The 16,694-nt window shown below is 39.0% G+C and carries 16 protein-coding genes; 8 read left to right on the top strand and 8 right to left on the bottom strand.

What is annotated here, in order from left to right:
* Positions 1-183 precede the first annotated feature (183 nt).
* The 5 genes from dapD (at position 184) to HUV91_RS07970 (ending at position 3,548) form a co-directional block, all read left to right on the top strand.
* The gene (gene dapD / locus HUV91_RS07950; RefSeq protein WP_130072929.1) at positions 184-1,005 is read left to right on the top strand and encodes a 2,3,4,5-tetrahydropyridine-2,6-dicarboxylate N-succinyltransferase; all 822 of its coding nucleotides are present in this window, start codon (positions 184-186) and stop codon (positions 1,003-1,005) included.
* Positions 1,006-1,114: 109 nt separating this feature from the next.
* Complete coding sequence (queE, locus tag HUV91_RS07955) at positions 1,115-1,825, top strand: 7-carboxy-7-deazaguanine synthase QueE (RefSeq protein ID WP_174493070.1); 711 nt, start codon at positions 1,115-1,117, stop codon at positions 1,823-1,825.
* Positions 1,826-1,915: 90 nt separating this feature from the next.
* A complete protein-coding gene (gene queC, locus HUV91_RS07960; protein WP_130072931.1) occupies positions 1,916-2,584 on the top strand; it encodes a 7-cyano-7-deazaguanine synthase QueC in 669 nt (222 codons plus the stop codon).
* Positions 2,585-2,600: 16 nt separating this feature from the next.
* Entirely contained in the window at positions 2,601-3,008 is a 408-nt protein-coding gene (locus HUV91_RS07965) for a hypothetical protein (protein ID WP_130072932.1), read from the top strand.
* An 81-nt stretch (positions 3,009-3,089) separates the two neighbouring features.
* On the top strand, positions 3,090-3,548 hold the full coding sequence (locus HUV91_RS07970; RefSeq protein WP_174493071.1) for a peroxiredoxin: 459 nt from the start codon (positions 3,090-3,092) through the stop codon (positions 3,546-3,548).
* 59 nt (positions 3,549-3,607) lie between these two features.
* Here the strand turns inward: HUV91_RS07970 and HUV91_RS07975 are convergent, their stop codons facing one another.
* From HUV91_RS07975 to HUV91_RS08010, 8 genes are all read right to left on the bottom strand, one after another.
* Complete coding sequence (locus HUV91_RS07975) at positions 3,608-4,807, bottom strand: alpha/beta hydrolase family protein (RefSeq protein ID WP_174493072.1); 1,200 nt, start codon at positions 4,805-4,807, stop codon at positions 3,608-3,610.
* Between the two features lie 125 nt (positions 4,808-4,932).
* Positions 4,933-5,820 (bottom strand): 4-hydroxybenzoate octaprenyltransferase, encoded by an 888-nt coding sequence (ubiA, locus tag HUV91_RS07980; protein WP_174493073.1) that lies wholly within the window; start codon positions 5,818-5,820, stop codon positions 4,933-4,935.
* Positions 5,821-5,834: 14 nt separating this feature from the next.
* On the bottom strand, positions 5,835-6,335 hold the full coding sequence (locus HUV91_RS07985) for a chorismate lyase (protein WP_174493074.1): 501 nt from the start codon (positions 6,333-6,335) through the stop codon (positions 5,835-5,837).
* Positions 6,336-6,615: 280 nt separating this feature from the next.
* The gene (gene dapF / locus HUV91_RS07990) at positions 6,616-7,461 is read right to left on the bottom strand and encodes a diaminopimelate epimerase (protein WP_174493610.1); all 846 of its coding nucleotides are present in this window, start codon (positions 7,459-7,461) and stop codon (positions 6,616-6,618) included.
* Between the two features lie 13 nt (positions 7,462-7,474).
* Positions 7,475-8,719, bottom strand: a complete 1,245-nt coding sequence (gene lysA / locus HUV91_RS07995) for a diaminopimelate decarboxylase (RefSeq protein ID WP_130072938.1) — start codon at positions 8,717-8,719, stop codon at positions 7,475-7,477.
* A gap of 30 nt (positions 8,720-8,749) precedes the next feature.
* Positions 8,750-8,968: an LPS translocon maturation chaperone LptM gene (gene lptM / locus HUV91_RS08000; protein ID WP_130072939.1), complete on the bottom strand. Its 219-nt coding sequence runs from the start codon at positions 8,966-8,968 to the stop codon at positions 8,750-8,752.
* Between the two features lie 118 nt (positions 8,969-9,086).
* Positions 9,087-10,652 (bottom strand): hypothetical protein, encoded by a 1,566-nt coding sequence (locus tag HUV91_RS08005; protein ID WP_174493075.1) that lies wholly within the window; start codon positions 10,650-10,652, stop codon positions 9,087-9,089.
* A 160-nt stretch (positions 10,653-10,812) separates the two neighbouring features.
* On the bottom strand, positions 10,813-12,228 hold the full coding sequence (locus HUV91_RS08010) for an amino acid permease (protein WP_174493076.1): 1,416 nt from the start codon (positions 12,226-12,228) through the stop codon (positions 10,813-10,815).
* Positions 12,229-12,644: 416 nt separating this feature from the next.
* Here HUV91_RS08010 and HUV91_RS08015 point away from each other — a divergent pair, with 416 nt between their 5' ends.
* The 3 genes from HUV91_RS08015 to HUV91_RS08025 all read left to right on the top strand — a co-directional run bounded on the left by HUV91_RS08015 (position 12,645) and on the right by HUV91_RS08025 (position 16,642).
* Entirely contained in the window at positions 12,645-14,000 is a 1,356-nt protein-coding gene (locus tag HUV91_RS08015; protein WP_174493077.1) for an alanine/glycine:cation symporter family protein, read from the top strand.
* 136 nt (positions 14,001-14,136) lie between these two features.
* The gene (radA, locus tag HUV91_RS08020) at positions 14,137-15,525 is read left to right on the top strand and encodes a DNA repair protein RadA (RefSeq protein WP_174493078.1); all 1,389 of its coding nucleotides are present in this window, start codon (positions 14,137-14,139) and stop codon (positions 15,523-15,525) included.
* A gap of 121 nt (positions 15,526-15,646) precedes the next feature.
* Positions 15,647-16,642: a Tim44 domain-containing protein gene (locus tag HUV91_RS08025; protein ID WP_174493079.1), complete on the top strand. Its 996-nt coding sequence runs from the start codon at positions 15,647-15,649 to the stop codon at positions 16,640-16,642.
* The last annotated feature ends 52 nt before the right edge of the window (positions 16,643-16,694 follow it).

Raw genomic sequence — 16,694 nt, forward strand, 5'->3', positions numbered from 1 at the left:
TTGATACAATTCTACGTAATTATTTGTTTTTAGTTGCTTTACATCTATACAAAATGCGTATTTTTATGCTTATCCGATAAAACCTTTTTCAATATGATATTTTTCTAGAAAATGCGGTTTTTTTATCTCATTTCATCACTTTTGGTGTAGAATCTTCGGCAAACTTTTTTTGGAAAAAAGATCATGTCTCAGCTTTCAACTCTTATTGAGCAAGCATTTGAAGACCGTGCTAATTTCACTGCTGCAACATGCCCAGCAGAAATTCGCCAAGCCGTTGAGGAAGCAATTGCGGGTTTAGATAATGGCTCACTTCGTGTAGCAGAAAAAATTGACGGTGAATGGATTGTTCACCAATGGCTTAAAAAAGCTGTTTTATTGTCTTTTAAAATTAACGACAATAAGCCAATTGAATCTTGTGATCTTCGTTTTTACGACAAAGTTGATACGAAATTTAAAGGCTGGACTGAAACACAATTCCAAGAGGCGGGTGTGCGTGTTGTTCCTCCTGCTGTTGCACGTAAAGGCTCTTTCCAAGCAAAAAATGTTGTGTTGATGCCTTCTTATGTGAACATCGGTGCTTATGTGGATGAAGGCACAATGGTTGACACATGGGCAACTGTGGGTTCATGTGCTCAAATTGGTAAAAATGTTCACCTTTCAGGTGGTGTAGGTATTGGTGGTGTATTAGAGCCACTTCAAGCGAATCCTACAATTATTGAAGACAACTGTTTTATTGGCGCACGCTCTGAAATCGTTGAAGGCGTGATCGTTGAAGAAGGCTCAGTTATTTCAATGGGTGTTTTCATTGGTCAATCTACCAAGATCTATGACCGTGAAACCGGTGAAATCCATTATGGTCGTGTACCAGCAGGCTCAGTTGTTGTATCGGGTAGCCTTCCATCAAAATGCGGTAAATACAGCTTATATGCTGCGGTTATCGTGAAAAAAGTAGATGCGAAAACACGTGCAAAAACCAGTTTGAATGACTTATTACGCGAAGACTAATCGTTCATTTTAAGGAGCTACGTGTTCCTTGGCGCTTTCTTCGTTCCTCCATCTCCACGCTCAGATGTGAGCGTGGAGATTTTTCATTTTGTAACCTGTGGTAAATCTCATGAATGCTCTGCGAACTTCGACTATTCCTGTCTCCGATCCGTCTGCGGGACTACGTATTACGGAGATTTTCTATTCTTTGCAAGGTGAAGCCAATGCAGCAGGCTTACCCACGGTATTTATTCGGTTAACAGGATGTCCTCTACGTTGTACCTATTGTGATACCACGTATTCTTTTGAAGGTGGTGAACGCCAATCTTTAGAGCAAATTATTCAAACAACGCTCGATTTTAAAACCCCTTATATTTGTGTAACAGGTGGTGAACCCTTAGCTCAGCCCAATGCCTTACCACTCATGACACGTCTTGCTGACTTAGGTTGTGATGTTTCATTAGAAACCAGTGGTGCATTGGATGTATCTAAAGTTGATCCACGTGTGTCTAAAGTTTTAGACTTAAAAACCCCAACGTCGGGTGAAATGCAACGCAATTTACTCAGTAATTTTGAACATTTAACACCACATGATCAGATCAAGTTTGTGATTTGTAATCGTGAAGACTATGATTGGGCAAAGCAACAAGTCGCTGATTTTCAGTTAAATGAAAAAGTGAGTACTGTTTGGTTCTCCCCTGCCTTTGCAGTCGAAAAAGGTGCGGTACGTTTGCCACAATTGGCACGTGACCTTGCACAATGGATTTTAGATGACCATCTCCCTGTTCGTTTCCAATTACAATTGCATAAATTGTTATGGAATGATGAAACTGGTCGTTAATAGATCGCATCGTTGTATTTTTATTTTACGTTTAGAAAATATAAAGCACGATAAGTTATCGAATTTTAGTAATTTTTGGAGACTTTGATTATGCGCCCTCGCGCCGTAGTTTTATTATCTGGTGGCTTAGACTCAACAACGTGTTTGGCTTGGGCACAAGCAAATTATGACTGTATTGCGCTAAGCTTTATGTATGGTCAACGCTCAACCACAGAACTTGATGCAGCACGCGCGATTACAAAAAATGCAGGTATAGAACATCGTGTCATCAATATTGACTTAGGAAATTTGGGTGGTTCTGCACTGACTGACCATAATATTGATGTTCCTGATCATGAAACTGATGGTATTCCTGTAACTTATGTTCCAGCACGTAACACAATTTTCTTATCTTATGCACTGGCTGCTGCTGAAGTTTTTGATGCACAAGCGATTGTAATTGGCATCAATGCTGTTGATTATTCAGGATATCCTGACTGCCGACCTGAATTTATCGAAGCTTTTGCTAATATGGCTCGCCTTGCAACCAAAGTGGGGATTGAAGGAAAACCACTTAAATTTGAAACACCTCTGTTACATTTATCCAAAGCGAATATAATACGCTTAGGCATTGAACATGGCGTAGACTATAGTCAAACGGTCTCCTGTTACCAAGCAGATGACCAAGGACGTGCTTGTGGAAAATGTGATAGCTGCCGCCTCAGAAAGCAAGGCTTCAATGATGCAGGTGTTGCTGACCCAACACGTTATATACAGTAATAACAAGGTACAGTTTATGAAAAACTTAAAATCGGGTCTTATTCTTTCAACTTTATTTTCTGCGGCGGCTTTATTTGGTACAGCAGCACAAGCAGACAATAATGCACTACAACAAGCATATAAAAGCAGCAACGTAAAGTCTGCATTGATTGGTGTATGTAAAACTGAAACAGCCAAAGGTGGCAAATTAACCTCTGCTGAAGTCAGCAAATACTGTTCTTGTGCAATTGAATCAGACGGCAAACTGACCAATGATCAAAAATGGCAAATCCAAAGTGCCATTAACCAAAAGAAAAATCCTTCTTCTTTAGCGTTTGTACAAAAACAAAACCAAGACCTTCAAGCATGTTTTGGTCCTCAGTTAACAGGTAAATTAAAAACCTTAACTGAAGCTGCAATGAAAGCGGCTCAAGCGAAAAAATAAGTTGTCATCATTTGAAAATAAGCCACATTTTTGTGGCTTATTTTTTATAGCTTGCATAATGGAATAAAATTGGAGTAACACATGTCTGAGAATATTCAATTACCCAACCAGTGCTTTGCGAGTACGCAAGGTGAAATCAATCTCACCGAAATAACAACGGATTGGCTCATTCTTTATTTTTATCCAAAAGATAATACCCCAGGTTGTACGACACAAGCCGTTGGATTTTCTTGTTTAAAAGATCAATTTGATGCTTTAAACACCACGATTATTGGTGTTTCTCGTGACTCCGTGAAAACGCATCAGAACTTTACTGAAAAACAGGCTTTAACAATTGACTTGATTAGTGACAAAGATGAAGTGCTCTGTCAGCATTTTGATGTCATTAAAGAAAAAAATATGTATGGTAAAAAAGTTATGGGCATCGAACGCTCTACTTTTATTTTCCATAAAGGCGAATTGGTTAAAGAATATCGCAAAGTCAAAGCAGCAAGACATGCTGAAATTGTTTTAGAAGATTTAAAAGCTTTGCAGAAATAATTGAATATTTAATCTGAAAAAATAAGGAGCTATATGCTCCTTATTTTTATGAAACTACATTATTGTTTCATCAATGCATCTACAGTATTTGCCAATAACGGAATATTGTCAGATACCGCTGTACTATGCGTTTTTCCTTCTAAAAGCTGCAATTTAACATCGGTTTTTTTCGCCGTCATATTTGCAACCAATTGTTCTGTAATGAGATATGGTACTGTGGTATCTGCTTTACCTTGATAAATATACACAGGCTTTTCAAGCTTCACTTTAGCAGGCGTATTATCTGCTAAATAATTTGCAATATCAGGGTCTGTTTTAAAGTCCTTTTGTAATGCTTGATATTTACTAAAGTTACCACCATTCGACTGTAAAGTTTTTTGAATATCCTCACCAAATTTAACGGCTAACTCAGGTGAACACAAACTTTCCGCTTGTTCTGCCAAAGGTACTTTTGCATCAATAAAGGCTTGATTATATTTAAAGGTTGTTGATCCAGCTTTGATTCCCGAGCTGACAATTGCAGCATAAGTATATAAAGTTGCACCAATTTTTGTCGCTTGTACAGCGTCACCTGCAAGTGCATACTGATTTGCAACTTGCATACCCAAATCAAGTGTTTCACCTAAATAGGATGCTGGTGCAATCGCCACTGTGCCTTTAAAATTATAATTTGGTAATGCTTTACTATATTCAGCCGCAGCTAAAGCAGCATGCCCACCTTGTGACCACCCAATAACACTCCAATTTTTAGACAAATTACCATAGTGTTTATTGGCTTGATCCAAAGCAAATAAAATTGATTTTGCAGCACTTTGTAAATTCAGATAAGGATGAGCAACTTTCTTATTACCTAAACCTTCATAGTCTGGTGCAACAACTGCATAGCCTTTTTGCAGCAAAGCCATAATCAAATCTTTTTCTAACCCACTCAATTCATTTGCAGATGGAGCACATTGATCAGCTGCCCCTGTTGTGCCATGTGCCCACACCACCACAGGCCACCCACCTGTTGGCGCTGTACCTTTCGGTGTAAAAACTAAAGTTGTTGCATCAATATCTTTATTTAACACACTTGGCATAGTGTATGTAAAAATATCATGCTTATTTGCCACATTGGCAACATCGTTATCAACTTTAAATGTTTTAGTCTTTGAGTCTACGATAAAATTAAAGTCATCGTCATCATCATTACACCCCGCAAAAAAGAGAACCGAAGTACAGCTCAACGCAATCAGTGATTTTTTAAGTACATGTTGCATAAATATATCCTCATTGTTGTTTTTTTGCTCTTCATGAGCACTTCACTAATAAAGCATAAAAAAAAGTACCTTACTAGGGTACTTTTCATGAAAATACGATGTTTTCATCGTTTATCTTTAAATTTTTAATTTTTAAAATATAAAGCAATAAATATACCTACAAAGATAATCAGCCCAACCCAACGATTATGTCGGAATGCCCAAAAACAACGTTGCGGATCACGATCATTGGTCTTTGTCCATTGATAAATAAAGTCTGCAACCACCACCAACAAGGCAATTAAACCATAAGGAAATAATAGATTTTCCAAATATAAACTTGCACCAATCAAAATCACCGCTGTTGCTTGTAATAAGGAAATAATTTCAATGTCATATTTGCCAAATAAAATGGCTGTCGACTTCACACCAATTTTCAAATCATATTCACGGTCAGTGATGGCATATTGTGTATCATAAGCCACTGTCCAAGCCAAATTACCAAAATAAAGCAACCAACATGTCCAATCCAAAGGCTTACCCATCGCGGTAAAAGACATTGGAATGCCCCATGAAAATGCCATGCCTAAAACCACTTGTGGTAAATGGGTATAGCGTTTCATAAATGGGTAAATAAATGCCAAGACCAAAGCTGCCAATGCGCAATAGAAAGTCGCAATCGGTAAGAAAAACAATGTACACGCACTTGCAGCGACTAAAGCGACAAAAACCCAAATCGCTTCTTTGGCTGAAATCACCCCTGTGGCTAAGGGTCTGTTTTTGGTACGTTCTACATGCGCATCCACCTTACGATCTGCAAAATCATTAATTGCACAACCTGCTGCACGCATAAAAATCGTACCTAACACCATAGCAGTTAATGTGACAAGATCAGGAATGCCTCCTGCTGCAATCCATAACGCCCACATGGTCGGCCAAAACACCAATTCGGTACCAATTGGTTTGTCAAACCGACACAAATAATAATAAGCTTCTAAGCGATCACGCCATGTGGTCTGTTGCAGAGTTGTCATGAAAATCCAACACCTTATTTCAACGATTTACTTTCAAGGAATTGCTCAAAAGCAGGTAAAAAAGTTTCTTGCACAATAAATTTGCAGCCATGCCAAGTATAACAACTTTGACGTGTCCAACCATCGTCTAAAAGCAATACACGACGCTCACAAGCAGGATGTGTACGCTGAAATAAAAATCGACCTATAGGTTGTCGCCCAATATGCTGAAATAAACGAGCACGTTTTTGCAAGCTTAAAATCGGGAAAATACTTTTAGCTTTGACCCATGCATCTGCATCACAGCCATATAAAAGGCTTTCACGTACCCATGCTGTATGTTGATACGGCATCTGCATCCATTGACTATCAATCCATGTTAAACGTTGGAAATGCTCATGTGTCGGTTCAACTTTAAATACACCACTCGCGATGTCAGTCAGTTGTTGTGTGAGTGAACCTTCGGCATACAGCCATGTGGTTAAATGCTCAGGAGTATTGAAAACCTGTTTGCGGCAGGAAGCAATCACTGTCATTTCCTTGAAATATTAAATAAAGAAAAGCATCATTGAGAATCATCAAAAATAATGTCAATTCTTATCAAGTATATCAAGATGATGACTCGCTGTGTTGCGATTGTCGCGATCTTCATCTACAAAAATTTTCATCTACAAAATTTAGTGCTGTCCCTCAACAGCCATTGCATGATTTTCATTATTTTATCAATTAGGTTTAGCTCAGCCCTTAAAAAAGCCCCGAAATCACTTCAGGGCTTTTCACAGTATTAAAATCTGCTTTGCTAACAATAACGTTTAATCAACTTTGAAAATAACGTAAATCCAAACGACCTTCATAAACATTTGCCGTTGGACCTGTCATCCACACCACATCGCCTTCTTTCCATTCAATGTGCAATGTACCGCCTGCAAGCTCAATTTCCACTTGATTAGACAATAAACCACGACGTATGCCCGAAACTGCCGCAGCACAAGCACCTGTGCCACATGCCATGGTTTCACCTACACCACGCTCAAAGACACGTAAACGTGCATGTTTTTCATCAATGATTTGCATAAAGCCTGCATTTACACGCTGAGGAAAACGCGCATGTGACTCAACTTGACGACCAATATTTTCGACATCAGCTGTTAAAACATCTGAAACCACGGTGACTGCGTGAGGATTTCCCATGTTGACAACATCAATCGTCAACTTTTGCTCATTAGCTAAGTCGATGTCATATAAAGCATCTGCTTCTTCAGCAACAAATGGGATTTCAACAGGTAAAAACTTCGGATAGCCCATATTGACACGTACCCAACCATTTGCACCAATTTCAGGTTCTACAATTCCTGCGCAGGTTTGTACCTTAAATTTAGTTTTATTGGTCAGTTGACGCTCATGTACAAAACGCGCAAAACAACGTACACCATTACCACACTGTTCGACTTCAGAACCATCCGCATTGAAAATACGATATTTAAAATCGACATTTGGAAAATCAGGAGGTTCAACGATCAGTAGTTGATCAAAGCCCACACCAAAATGACGGTCAGCCAAACGACGAATAGTCGCGGTATCAAAAAAAGCACGTTGGCTGATCAGGTCAACCACCATAAAGTCATTGCCCAAGCCATGCATTTTAGTAAATTCTAATAACATCTTCATTTACTCCTTAAGGCAATAACTGTTCATTTTCCCAAAGTGATTCAATCGTTTCACGCTGACGAATCACATGTGCTTGCTCACCATCAACCATGATTTCCGCAGCACGTCCACGGCTATTATAGTTTGAGCTCATGACAAAGCCGTAAGCCCCTGCACCCATCACTGCCAAAATATCATTTTCTTGTAATGCTAAATCGCGCTCTTTTCCTAAGAAGTCACCCGTTTCACAAATCGCACCCACAAGATCCCATGTTTTTGTTTCAACATCGGCACGAGGTGTAACCGCTTGAATGTCCATCCATGCTTGATATAAAGATGGGCGAATCAAGTCATTCATTGCTGCATCAATAATTGCAAAATTACGATGATTGGTTGGTTTGAGTAAATCAACTTTGGTTAATAGTACACCCGCATTGGCAGAGATACTACGACCCGGTTCCATATAGACTTTTAAGCCAAGTTTCTCTAAAGCAGGACGCATTGCATTGGCATATTCAGTCACTGTAGGCGGTGTTTCATCTTTATAGGTCACACCTAAACCACCACCAATGTCGATGTGTTTTAGATTGATGCCAAGTGCTTTCAACTGTTCAATCATGGCAATCACACGATCAAGTGCATCAACAAAAGGTTGAGTTTCAGTCAACTGTGAACCAATATGACAGTCGATGCCCACAACATCAAGATTTGGTAAAGAAGCTGCATATTGGTATGTTTCAAAAACGACATCTGAAGGAATACCAAATTTATTTTCTTTTAACCCTGTTGAAATATACGGATGTGTTTTCGCATCTACATCTGGGTTTACACGTAAAGAAATTGGCGCTTTTTTGCCAAGTTGAGCAGCAACTTTTTGAATTCGATCAAGTTCAGCATAAGATTCAACATTAAAACAAGCAATGCCCACTTCTAAGGCTTTTTGAATATCTGCTTCTTGTTTACCTAAACCAGAGAATACAATTTTTGAAGCATCGCCACCTGCGGCTAACACACGTGCAAGCTCGCCACCTGTCACAATATCAAAACCTGAACCGAGTTTTGCCAGTACATTCAATACCGCAAGATTTGAGTTTGACTTCACCGCAAAACAAATTTGATGATCGATAAATTCAAAAGCTTTATCCATATCTAAATAATGTTTTTCAAACGTTGCTTTAGAGTAAACATAAAGCGGTGTGCCAAATTGCTGTGCAAGCTGATCTAAAGAACATTGCTCTGCATGCAATACCCCATTAATGCGGGAAAAACTCATGAATGTATCCTTTCAATGAACGCTAAAAATTTAGTTGGTTGTCACTTGTGATGCGGCAGGTGCATCGAGAGTTGCGACTACTTTTTTGTCAGCAGAAGTGGCTTGACTGTCTGTATTTGGGTAAAGCAAATATTGCGCACGTTTGTCATAATTTGGGTCATTTGGTAATTGTAATTCACCTGATTGACCACATGCTGTTAACAATAGAAAAATTGACAGCAAAGCGATTTTATTTGAAATAGCATACATCAGTGTACCCAATACAATGTTTTATGGCAGTATAGCGTGATCACCCTGATGATAAAAGCAAAAGCCTATGATTTACTCATCGGCTTTTAACATAAGTGAAATTAATAAATTTGCTAGATTAGTCTGTATGTTCTCCAACACTGTCCAATGCTTTTTGAATCGCATTTTTAGCAATGTCATAAGATAAATGTTCGTATAAATCATGCAACGCTTGTCTACCACTTTCACCCTGCTGCAATAAGACATAGATGGCTGCATTTGCTAAATTGGTGCTATTTGCACCGATCCCGGCAATTTTACGATAACCAATCTGCACAACACGACTTAATAATACAATCACCTCTTGCTGTACAGGCAATAACAATAAAAACCACAACACGCCTTTCAACGTATTTTCATTTTTACTGTCAAATACACGCATATTTCGCGGTGAATTTTGCTCAATTAACGTCATCCATCCTGACACACGCTGTACATAAGCCTCCTGAATGGATGACTGTAAAATTTCTTCAGCTTTTTTTAACCATTTTTGACTAGGCTTTTTCGCACTCACATTGTCTACATGCTGCCAAAATATCTGCCAATCTGCTTTTTTCGGTCTATCAAAAGCTGCAAATTCTTGTTGTAAAATATCTACCCAAACCAAAGGTATCGCACTATAAAATGTCCTACTTGGCGTCACCGCAGACAACGGTAACTGATATTCGATATCTGCATATTGAGCAGAATTGAGTGTGTTTTGTTGCGTAAATGCTGTTGCCAAGTCACTGACTTTGTGTTGAATTTGTTCCAAACGGCGCATAGCTATAGATTGGGTACTGTGTTTGGTAAACTGAATCTGCACCATCGCATCTACAATGGCATGATTGAGTTGTTGCGCTTTGGCGATTTTTTCGATTGAAAAGGCCAAATGCAGAATAAATGGTTTGGCATAAATCATTTTTTTAATAATTAGATCAAATTCTTGTACTAATTTTTCTAAAATTTCAGGTCGATTTAAACGCTTATCTTTTTGTTCCATCAAAATAAAAAACAATTTTTTACTGACCCAATAATGAAAATATTCTTCTTCTTTAAGCGCAAATAAAAATAAATTTAAAATATCTTCAGGATATTGTTGCACAATCTCTAACTGTAAATCTTGAATTAAAGGTTCACGCTCATCATAATTCAATGCCTGATAAGGGTCTAACAACGCAATATAGCGGTCTAACAGCGGTAGTAATCCTGCTGAAAATTTAAAATCTCCATTGTGATACAGTTGCTGTAAATCCCACAATGCTTGTGTCCGCTCTAAAATTTCTTTAAGCTCAAACATGCCTTTAGCCACATAATCTTTAAACAGACGTGGTTGTGCAAAATAAGCCTCACCTAATAGCAACAACTCATTCAACACAGTTAGAATACGTGTGCGTTGCTCCACATGATCTCGATAAAAATTGGCAATGTTTTGCGCATGTTCTACATAGTGAATTTTTGTTTCAGAAATGGGTAAAGCGGACTGTAAACTTTCAACATAAACCATGCATAATGCTAATAATTGACAAGGTTCTTGTTGATATTTGTCTTGAATCAGCTGTTGCCATGCAGCATGACCATTTCTGATCTCATGATTATGTGAAAGTCCATGCACCCGAAATATTTCTTGTAAATGTCGTTGTAAATACTGTTCGTCATGCCCCATCCCTGTCCCCATTTTTATAATAAAAATAATATCTTAATACAGCCTAAATTTTGCTTCTAGCATTTTTTATGATCAAATCAACTATAACGTCAAACTTTGTCGCATAAAAAAACTGCCTCATGTTTCCATCAGACAGTTTTTAAAAGAACATTCAATAGGATTATTTTTTCTTATAAAATACAAAATAACCAATTGCTAAAATGATTAACCAAATTGGACTTACTTTTAAAGCCTCTAATGTCGTTTCATCTAAAGCAAGGAAATACACGGTTGCTAAGAAAAATAAAATCACAACCACACATGTAAACACACCGCCAGGCAGCTTAAATGTAGATTGTGCATGTAGTTCAGGTTTATTTCTGCGGTAGTTAATATAACTCCACATAATAATAATCCATACACATATAAATAGAATGGTTGATAAAGTTGTCGCTAAGGTAAACGCCGTAACTTCATCATTGGTTCCTGTTTGAACCTTATACACATATTGAACAAATGCACCTAAAAAGATACAGATCGATGAAAAAATCAATGCTTTTGCAGGCACAGAAGATTTCGACAATTTACCAAATAATTTTGGTGCTTGTTGATCTGTCGATAAACCAAATAGCATACGACTGGTTGAGAATACACCACTGTTCATGGATGACATAACCGATGACAATACTACCAAGTTCATGATAATCGCAGCAGATGCAATACCCGCTTGTGAGAAAATATTTACAAATGGACTCACTTTCGGATTAATTTGATCCCAAGGTGTTACACACATCACGACAAACAATGCTAAAACATAGAAAATGATGATACGGATTGGAATCGAATTAATTGCTTTAGGTAAATTACGTTTAGGATCTTGTGTTTCAGCAGCCGTTGTACCGACCAATTCGACACCTACAAAGGCAAAAATTGCGATTTGAAAACCTGCCAAAAATCCATCTAAACCTTTCGGGAAAATCCCCCCATGTGACCAAAGATTGGAGATACTTGCCACGGCACCTGATTCGCTCGTAAACCCAGTAAAGACCATCCATAAACCGACAGCAATCAACACAATGATGGCTGTAATTTTAACCATGGCAAACCAAAACTCCATTTCACCAAACAGTCGTACAGTGAGCAAGTTCAGACCAAGTACAAACAGTATGGCAACCGTACTAATTAAAAGCCCTCCTAATGGCGTAAAGGATGCTCCATTATTAAAAAACTCTAAATAGTAAATAATGGCAGATAAATCTGCGATTCCAATCGTGACCCAACATAGCCAATAGGTCCATCCAACAAAATAGCCTGCCCAAGGACCAATTAAATCGGTGGATAAATCAATAAATGACTTATATTTTAAGTTTGACAATAATAATTCACCAAGCGCACGCATGACGAAGAACACCATCAAACCAATCAACATATAAATAATTAATATCGAGGGTCCAGCTTTACTAATCGTAGAGCCTGACCCCATGAACAGTCCTGTTCCAATCGCACCACCAATCGCAATTAACTGTAGATGTCGATTCGATAAACTTCTTGCCAATTCTCCTGAATCTACAGAAGACTTTTGATTTTCATTAGACATTTTTAATTCAACATTCGTGTTAATTTGCACAAATTAGCTTAATTTTGCTAAAAAATAAAAAAAAATTATCAAGTTTGTTCATTCATTGCGCAGCAAATTTTTATCTCAAAGATCAATTATTACACACTAATAATCACATGATTTTATTTAATTTTATTAATATTTATAAAAATCAACAATTAAAATCAACTATTTTTATTGATTGTTAAACATAGAAAATGACTTGTAAGTTAAATAAATCTATGTCAAAAAAGAAATCATTGGAAAAAACAATATGGATTTGTTTACCCATTTTGATGATTAGACCAATTTTCAATTGAATTAATAAACAATCCAAAAACACATAAATACAGGGATGGCATAGCATTTGCTTAATTGCTATGTAAAGAACAGATCAGGAAAAAGAAGAAGCGAATATGCAAAACTTACAATCAGCGATGGAAACACTTAGCGGTTGGGTCTGGGGACCCTACATGCTTGTTTTGTTGGTCGGTACGGGGATTTTTCTCACTCTGCGCTTAATGTTTTTACAATTTAGACTCCTCCCCTTCGCCTTCAAACAAGTGTTTGGACGACATGATAAAGCCAAAAGTAGCGATGGCGATATTTCCCAGTTTGGTGCTTTAATGACAGCTCTTTCTGCCACTATTGGCACAGGAAATATCGCTGGAGTCGCCACAGCATGTGTGCTCGGTGGACCAGGTGCCGTCTTTTGGATGTGGATGACTGCCTTAGTAGGAATGGCTACCAAATATGGTGAAGGTGTCTTGGCAGTTAAATATCGAGTCACCAACGAGAATGGGCAAAAATCAGGTGGCCCAATGTACTATATTGAACGTGGACTAAAATGGAAATGGCTTGCTGTTTTATTTGCTTTATTTGGTACAATCGCATCCTTTGGTATTGGTAGTTCAGTACAGTCAAACACCGTTGCACTTGCAGTCGAAAATAGCATGGGAGTTCAAACCTGGGTTACAGGAATTATCATTACTGTCTTTTCAGCCTTGGTGATTTTAGGCGGAATTAAGTCGATTGCTAAAGCAGCGTCCTTTATTGTCCCAATTATGGCGATTGGTTACGTACTCGGTGGCTTAGCAATTATCTTCAGTAATCTAGAATTAGTCATACCTGCTTTAAAGTTAATTTTCACAGATGCGTTTACAGGTGAAGCAGTTGCAGGTGGTGCCATTGGTGCTGTGATTCGTTATGGTGTAGCACGTGGTGTATTCTCCAATGAGGCTGGTATGGGTTCTGCACCAATTGCAGCCGCAGCAGCGAAAACGGATCACCCTGTTCGTCAAGGCCTAGTATCCATGACGGGTACATTTATCGACACTATTATTGTATGTAGTATCACAGGTATTGTTTTAGTCATGGGTTATCTGGTTGCTGGAAATACTTTTGGTACAGAAACAGGTGCAGTTTTAACTACACATATTTTTGATCGTTTGCTACCAGGGGTTGGCGGTTGGGTGGTAACATTCGGGATTATTTTCTTTGCCTACTCTACTATTTTAGGCTGGTGTTATTATGGTGAAAAGTGCGCGACCTATTTATTGGGTGAAAAATTTGTCCTCATTTACCGTTTAATGTATATCGCAACAGTCTTTATTGGAACGGTAGCAACGCTTGACTTAGTCTGGCTATTTGCAGATACCTTTAACGGTTTAATGGCAATTCCAAACTTAATTGCCTTATTATTACTTTCAAGCGTAATTGTGAAAGAAACTAAGGATTTTCTTGATAAACGTAAATCAGGTGAATTGTATTAATATAAATGAAGATACAGGGATTTAATTCAAATTTGAGATCAGAGCGACTTAAACAGTCGCTCTTTTTAATATCTATCTGCTGATATGAACAAATTTATTGTATAGTCCAAACAAAATTGAAATTATATAAACAATTATGGCAAAAGCAAAAACACTCTATCGTTGCGAACAATGTGGCACAGATCATCCCAAATGGTCAGGACAATGTTCTGACTGTGGTGAATGGAATAGCTTGACTGAAGTGCGTATAGAACCTGTGGTGTCACACCGTGCCAAACCTATGGGGGGTGGCTATGCAGGTCAAGCAGCGAATGTGACGACCTTAAATAAAGTTGCAGTGTCGACTGAAACTCGTCTCGCAACAGGAATTGGTGAATTTGACCGTGTCCTTGGTGGTGGCTTGGTGACAGGCTCTGTGGTCTTGATTGGCGGCGATCCTGGCATTGGTAAATCCACTATTTTGCTACAAACTGCAACCTATATGGCAGCAGCCAACAGCTCAGCACTGTATGTCACAGGTGAAGAATCTTTGTCACAAGTGGCATTACGTGCCAACCGTTTAGATCTACCTACTGATAAACTGCAAGTCATGGCGGAAACCTGTGTAGAGCGTATTTGTGAAACCTTGGCGCAACTGCGTCCATCCGTTGCAATTTTAGACTCGATCCAAACCTTATATACTGAAACTTTACAATCTGCACCTGGCGGCGTTTCCCAGATCCGTGAGTCGGCTGCGCTTTTAACCCGTTTTGCCAAAAACAGTGGTACTGCATTATTTATTGTCGGTCATGTCACCAAAGAAGGTTCGCTTGCAGGGCCTCGTGTTTTAGAACACATGGTCGACTGTGTTTTGTATTTTGAAGGACAATCTGACTCACGCTACCGTATGATTCGTGCCGTAAAAAACCGTTTTGGTGCGGTCAATGAACTGGGCGTATTTGGCATGACGGATAAAGGCTTAAAAGAAGTGGCTAATCCCTCAGCCATTTTTTTGAGCCGTTATGATGAAGCTATTCCCGGTTCAGTGGTGATGATCAGCCGTGAAGGTACACGTCCTCTTTTGGTTGAGGTACAAGCTTTGGTCGATGATGCACATGGACAACCTCGCCGTGTTGCTTTAGGTTTGGAACAAAACCGTTTAAATATGTTGTTGGCCGTGATGCATCGTCATGGTGGGGTACAAACATCAGGACAAGATGTTTATGTCAATGTGGTCGGTGGCTTAAAGATTACGGAAACAGGGTCAGATTTAGCCGTGCTTTTAGCCTGTGCTTCGAGTTTACGCTCCAAAGCACTCCCCCAACAGCTTGCTGTCTTTGGTGAGGTCGGGTTATCGGGTGAGATACGTCCTGTACCCAATGGTCAGGAACGCTTAAAAGAAGCCATTAAACATGGTTTTAAATACATCATTGTGCCACGTGGCAATGCACCACAAAAACCGATCGCTGGGGTACAAATCATTGCTGTTGCTCGCTTACATGAAGCTTTAAGTGAAGCCATTCAACTGTGTGATGAGCATAATTAAAGAAATCGTTGTCTTTATGTGAATGACTGTGCAAAAAAATGGCAATCATTCTTGAAATTTCACTGAAAAAGCTGCATATATAGAAGTTCAATCAACATATTATTTCTAGTAGGAAAATTCAATGGAAGTTCGACAGCGTGGTTTAATGGCGGGTGTACTGATGGCAGCATTGGTGGTTGCTCCTTTAGCGGAAGCTAAACGTGCAGGCGGTGGTAAAAGTCATGGTATGAGCCGCTCTGCTACCCCAAGTCAGTCTTACTCACAACCTCGACAAGCTACGCCTGTACAACAACCGATGCCTGCTCAAAATACCCAACAGAAATCTGGTTCTGGTGTAGGTAAAATGGTTGCTGCTGGTGTAGCAGGTGCTGCGATTGGAGCTGTTGCTGCAAACGCAATGGCAGACGACAACAATGCCAATACTCAAGCACAGACCAATGACGCAGAATTAGCGAAACAGCAAGCAGCGGCTCAGCAAGAAGAGGAAAAAGGCGGCATCCCAAGTTGGATCTGGCTCATCCTGATTGCGGGTGGTGCTTTCTTCTTGTTCCGTAAATTTGGTGCAAAAAAAAAATTAGCAGCCTCTAATCCTTATGCACCTAATAATGCAGGACCAAGTTCGACTCCTTTTGGTCGCTCATCTACAGCACAAAATGGTGATAACACCAATATCTTTGGTCAATCTGTAGGTGGTTCTACTGCAACACAAGCGCCTTTTGGTGCAGCATCAACACAAAGCGGCAACCAACTTCCAGATGGCACTGAACCTGCTGCCTTTTTACGTATTGCACGTCAACGTTTTAACCATATTCAGTCGATGAATACTGCAAGCAATATTAACGAAATTCAGCGTTATTTAACGCCTGATCTTTATCAGTCTATGTATAGCGATATCATGGCAAACCAAGATCAAGATGTTGCTGAGTTTTCTAATTTAAATGCAATGGTCACTGATTCAGCGACAGAAAATGGTCAATATGTCGTGAGTGTACGCTTTACAGGTACAGTAAGCGAAGATTTGAACAGTCAACCTGTTCCATTCACAGAAATCTGGCATTTTGTAAAACCTGCGGGTTCTACACAAGATTGGCTCGTTGCGGGTATTCAACAAGCATAATTTCATTCAATAACATGAATGTATCAAAACCAGTGATTCGTCACTGGTTTTT

This window comes from Acinetobacter sp. Marseille-Q1623, from assembly GCF_902809895.1.
In the GTDB taxonomy this organism is placed as follows: domain Bacteria; phylum Pseudomonadota; class Gammaproteobacteria; order Pseudomonadales; family Moraxellaceae; genus Acinetobacter; species Acinetobacter piscicola_A.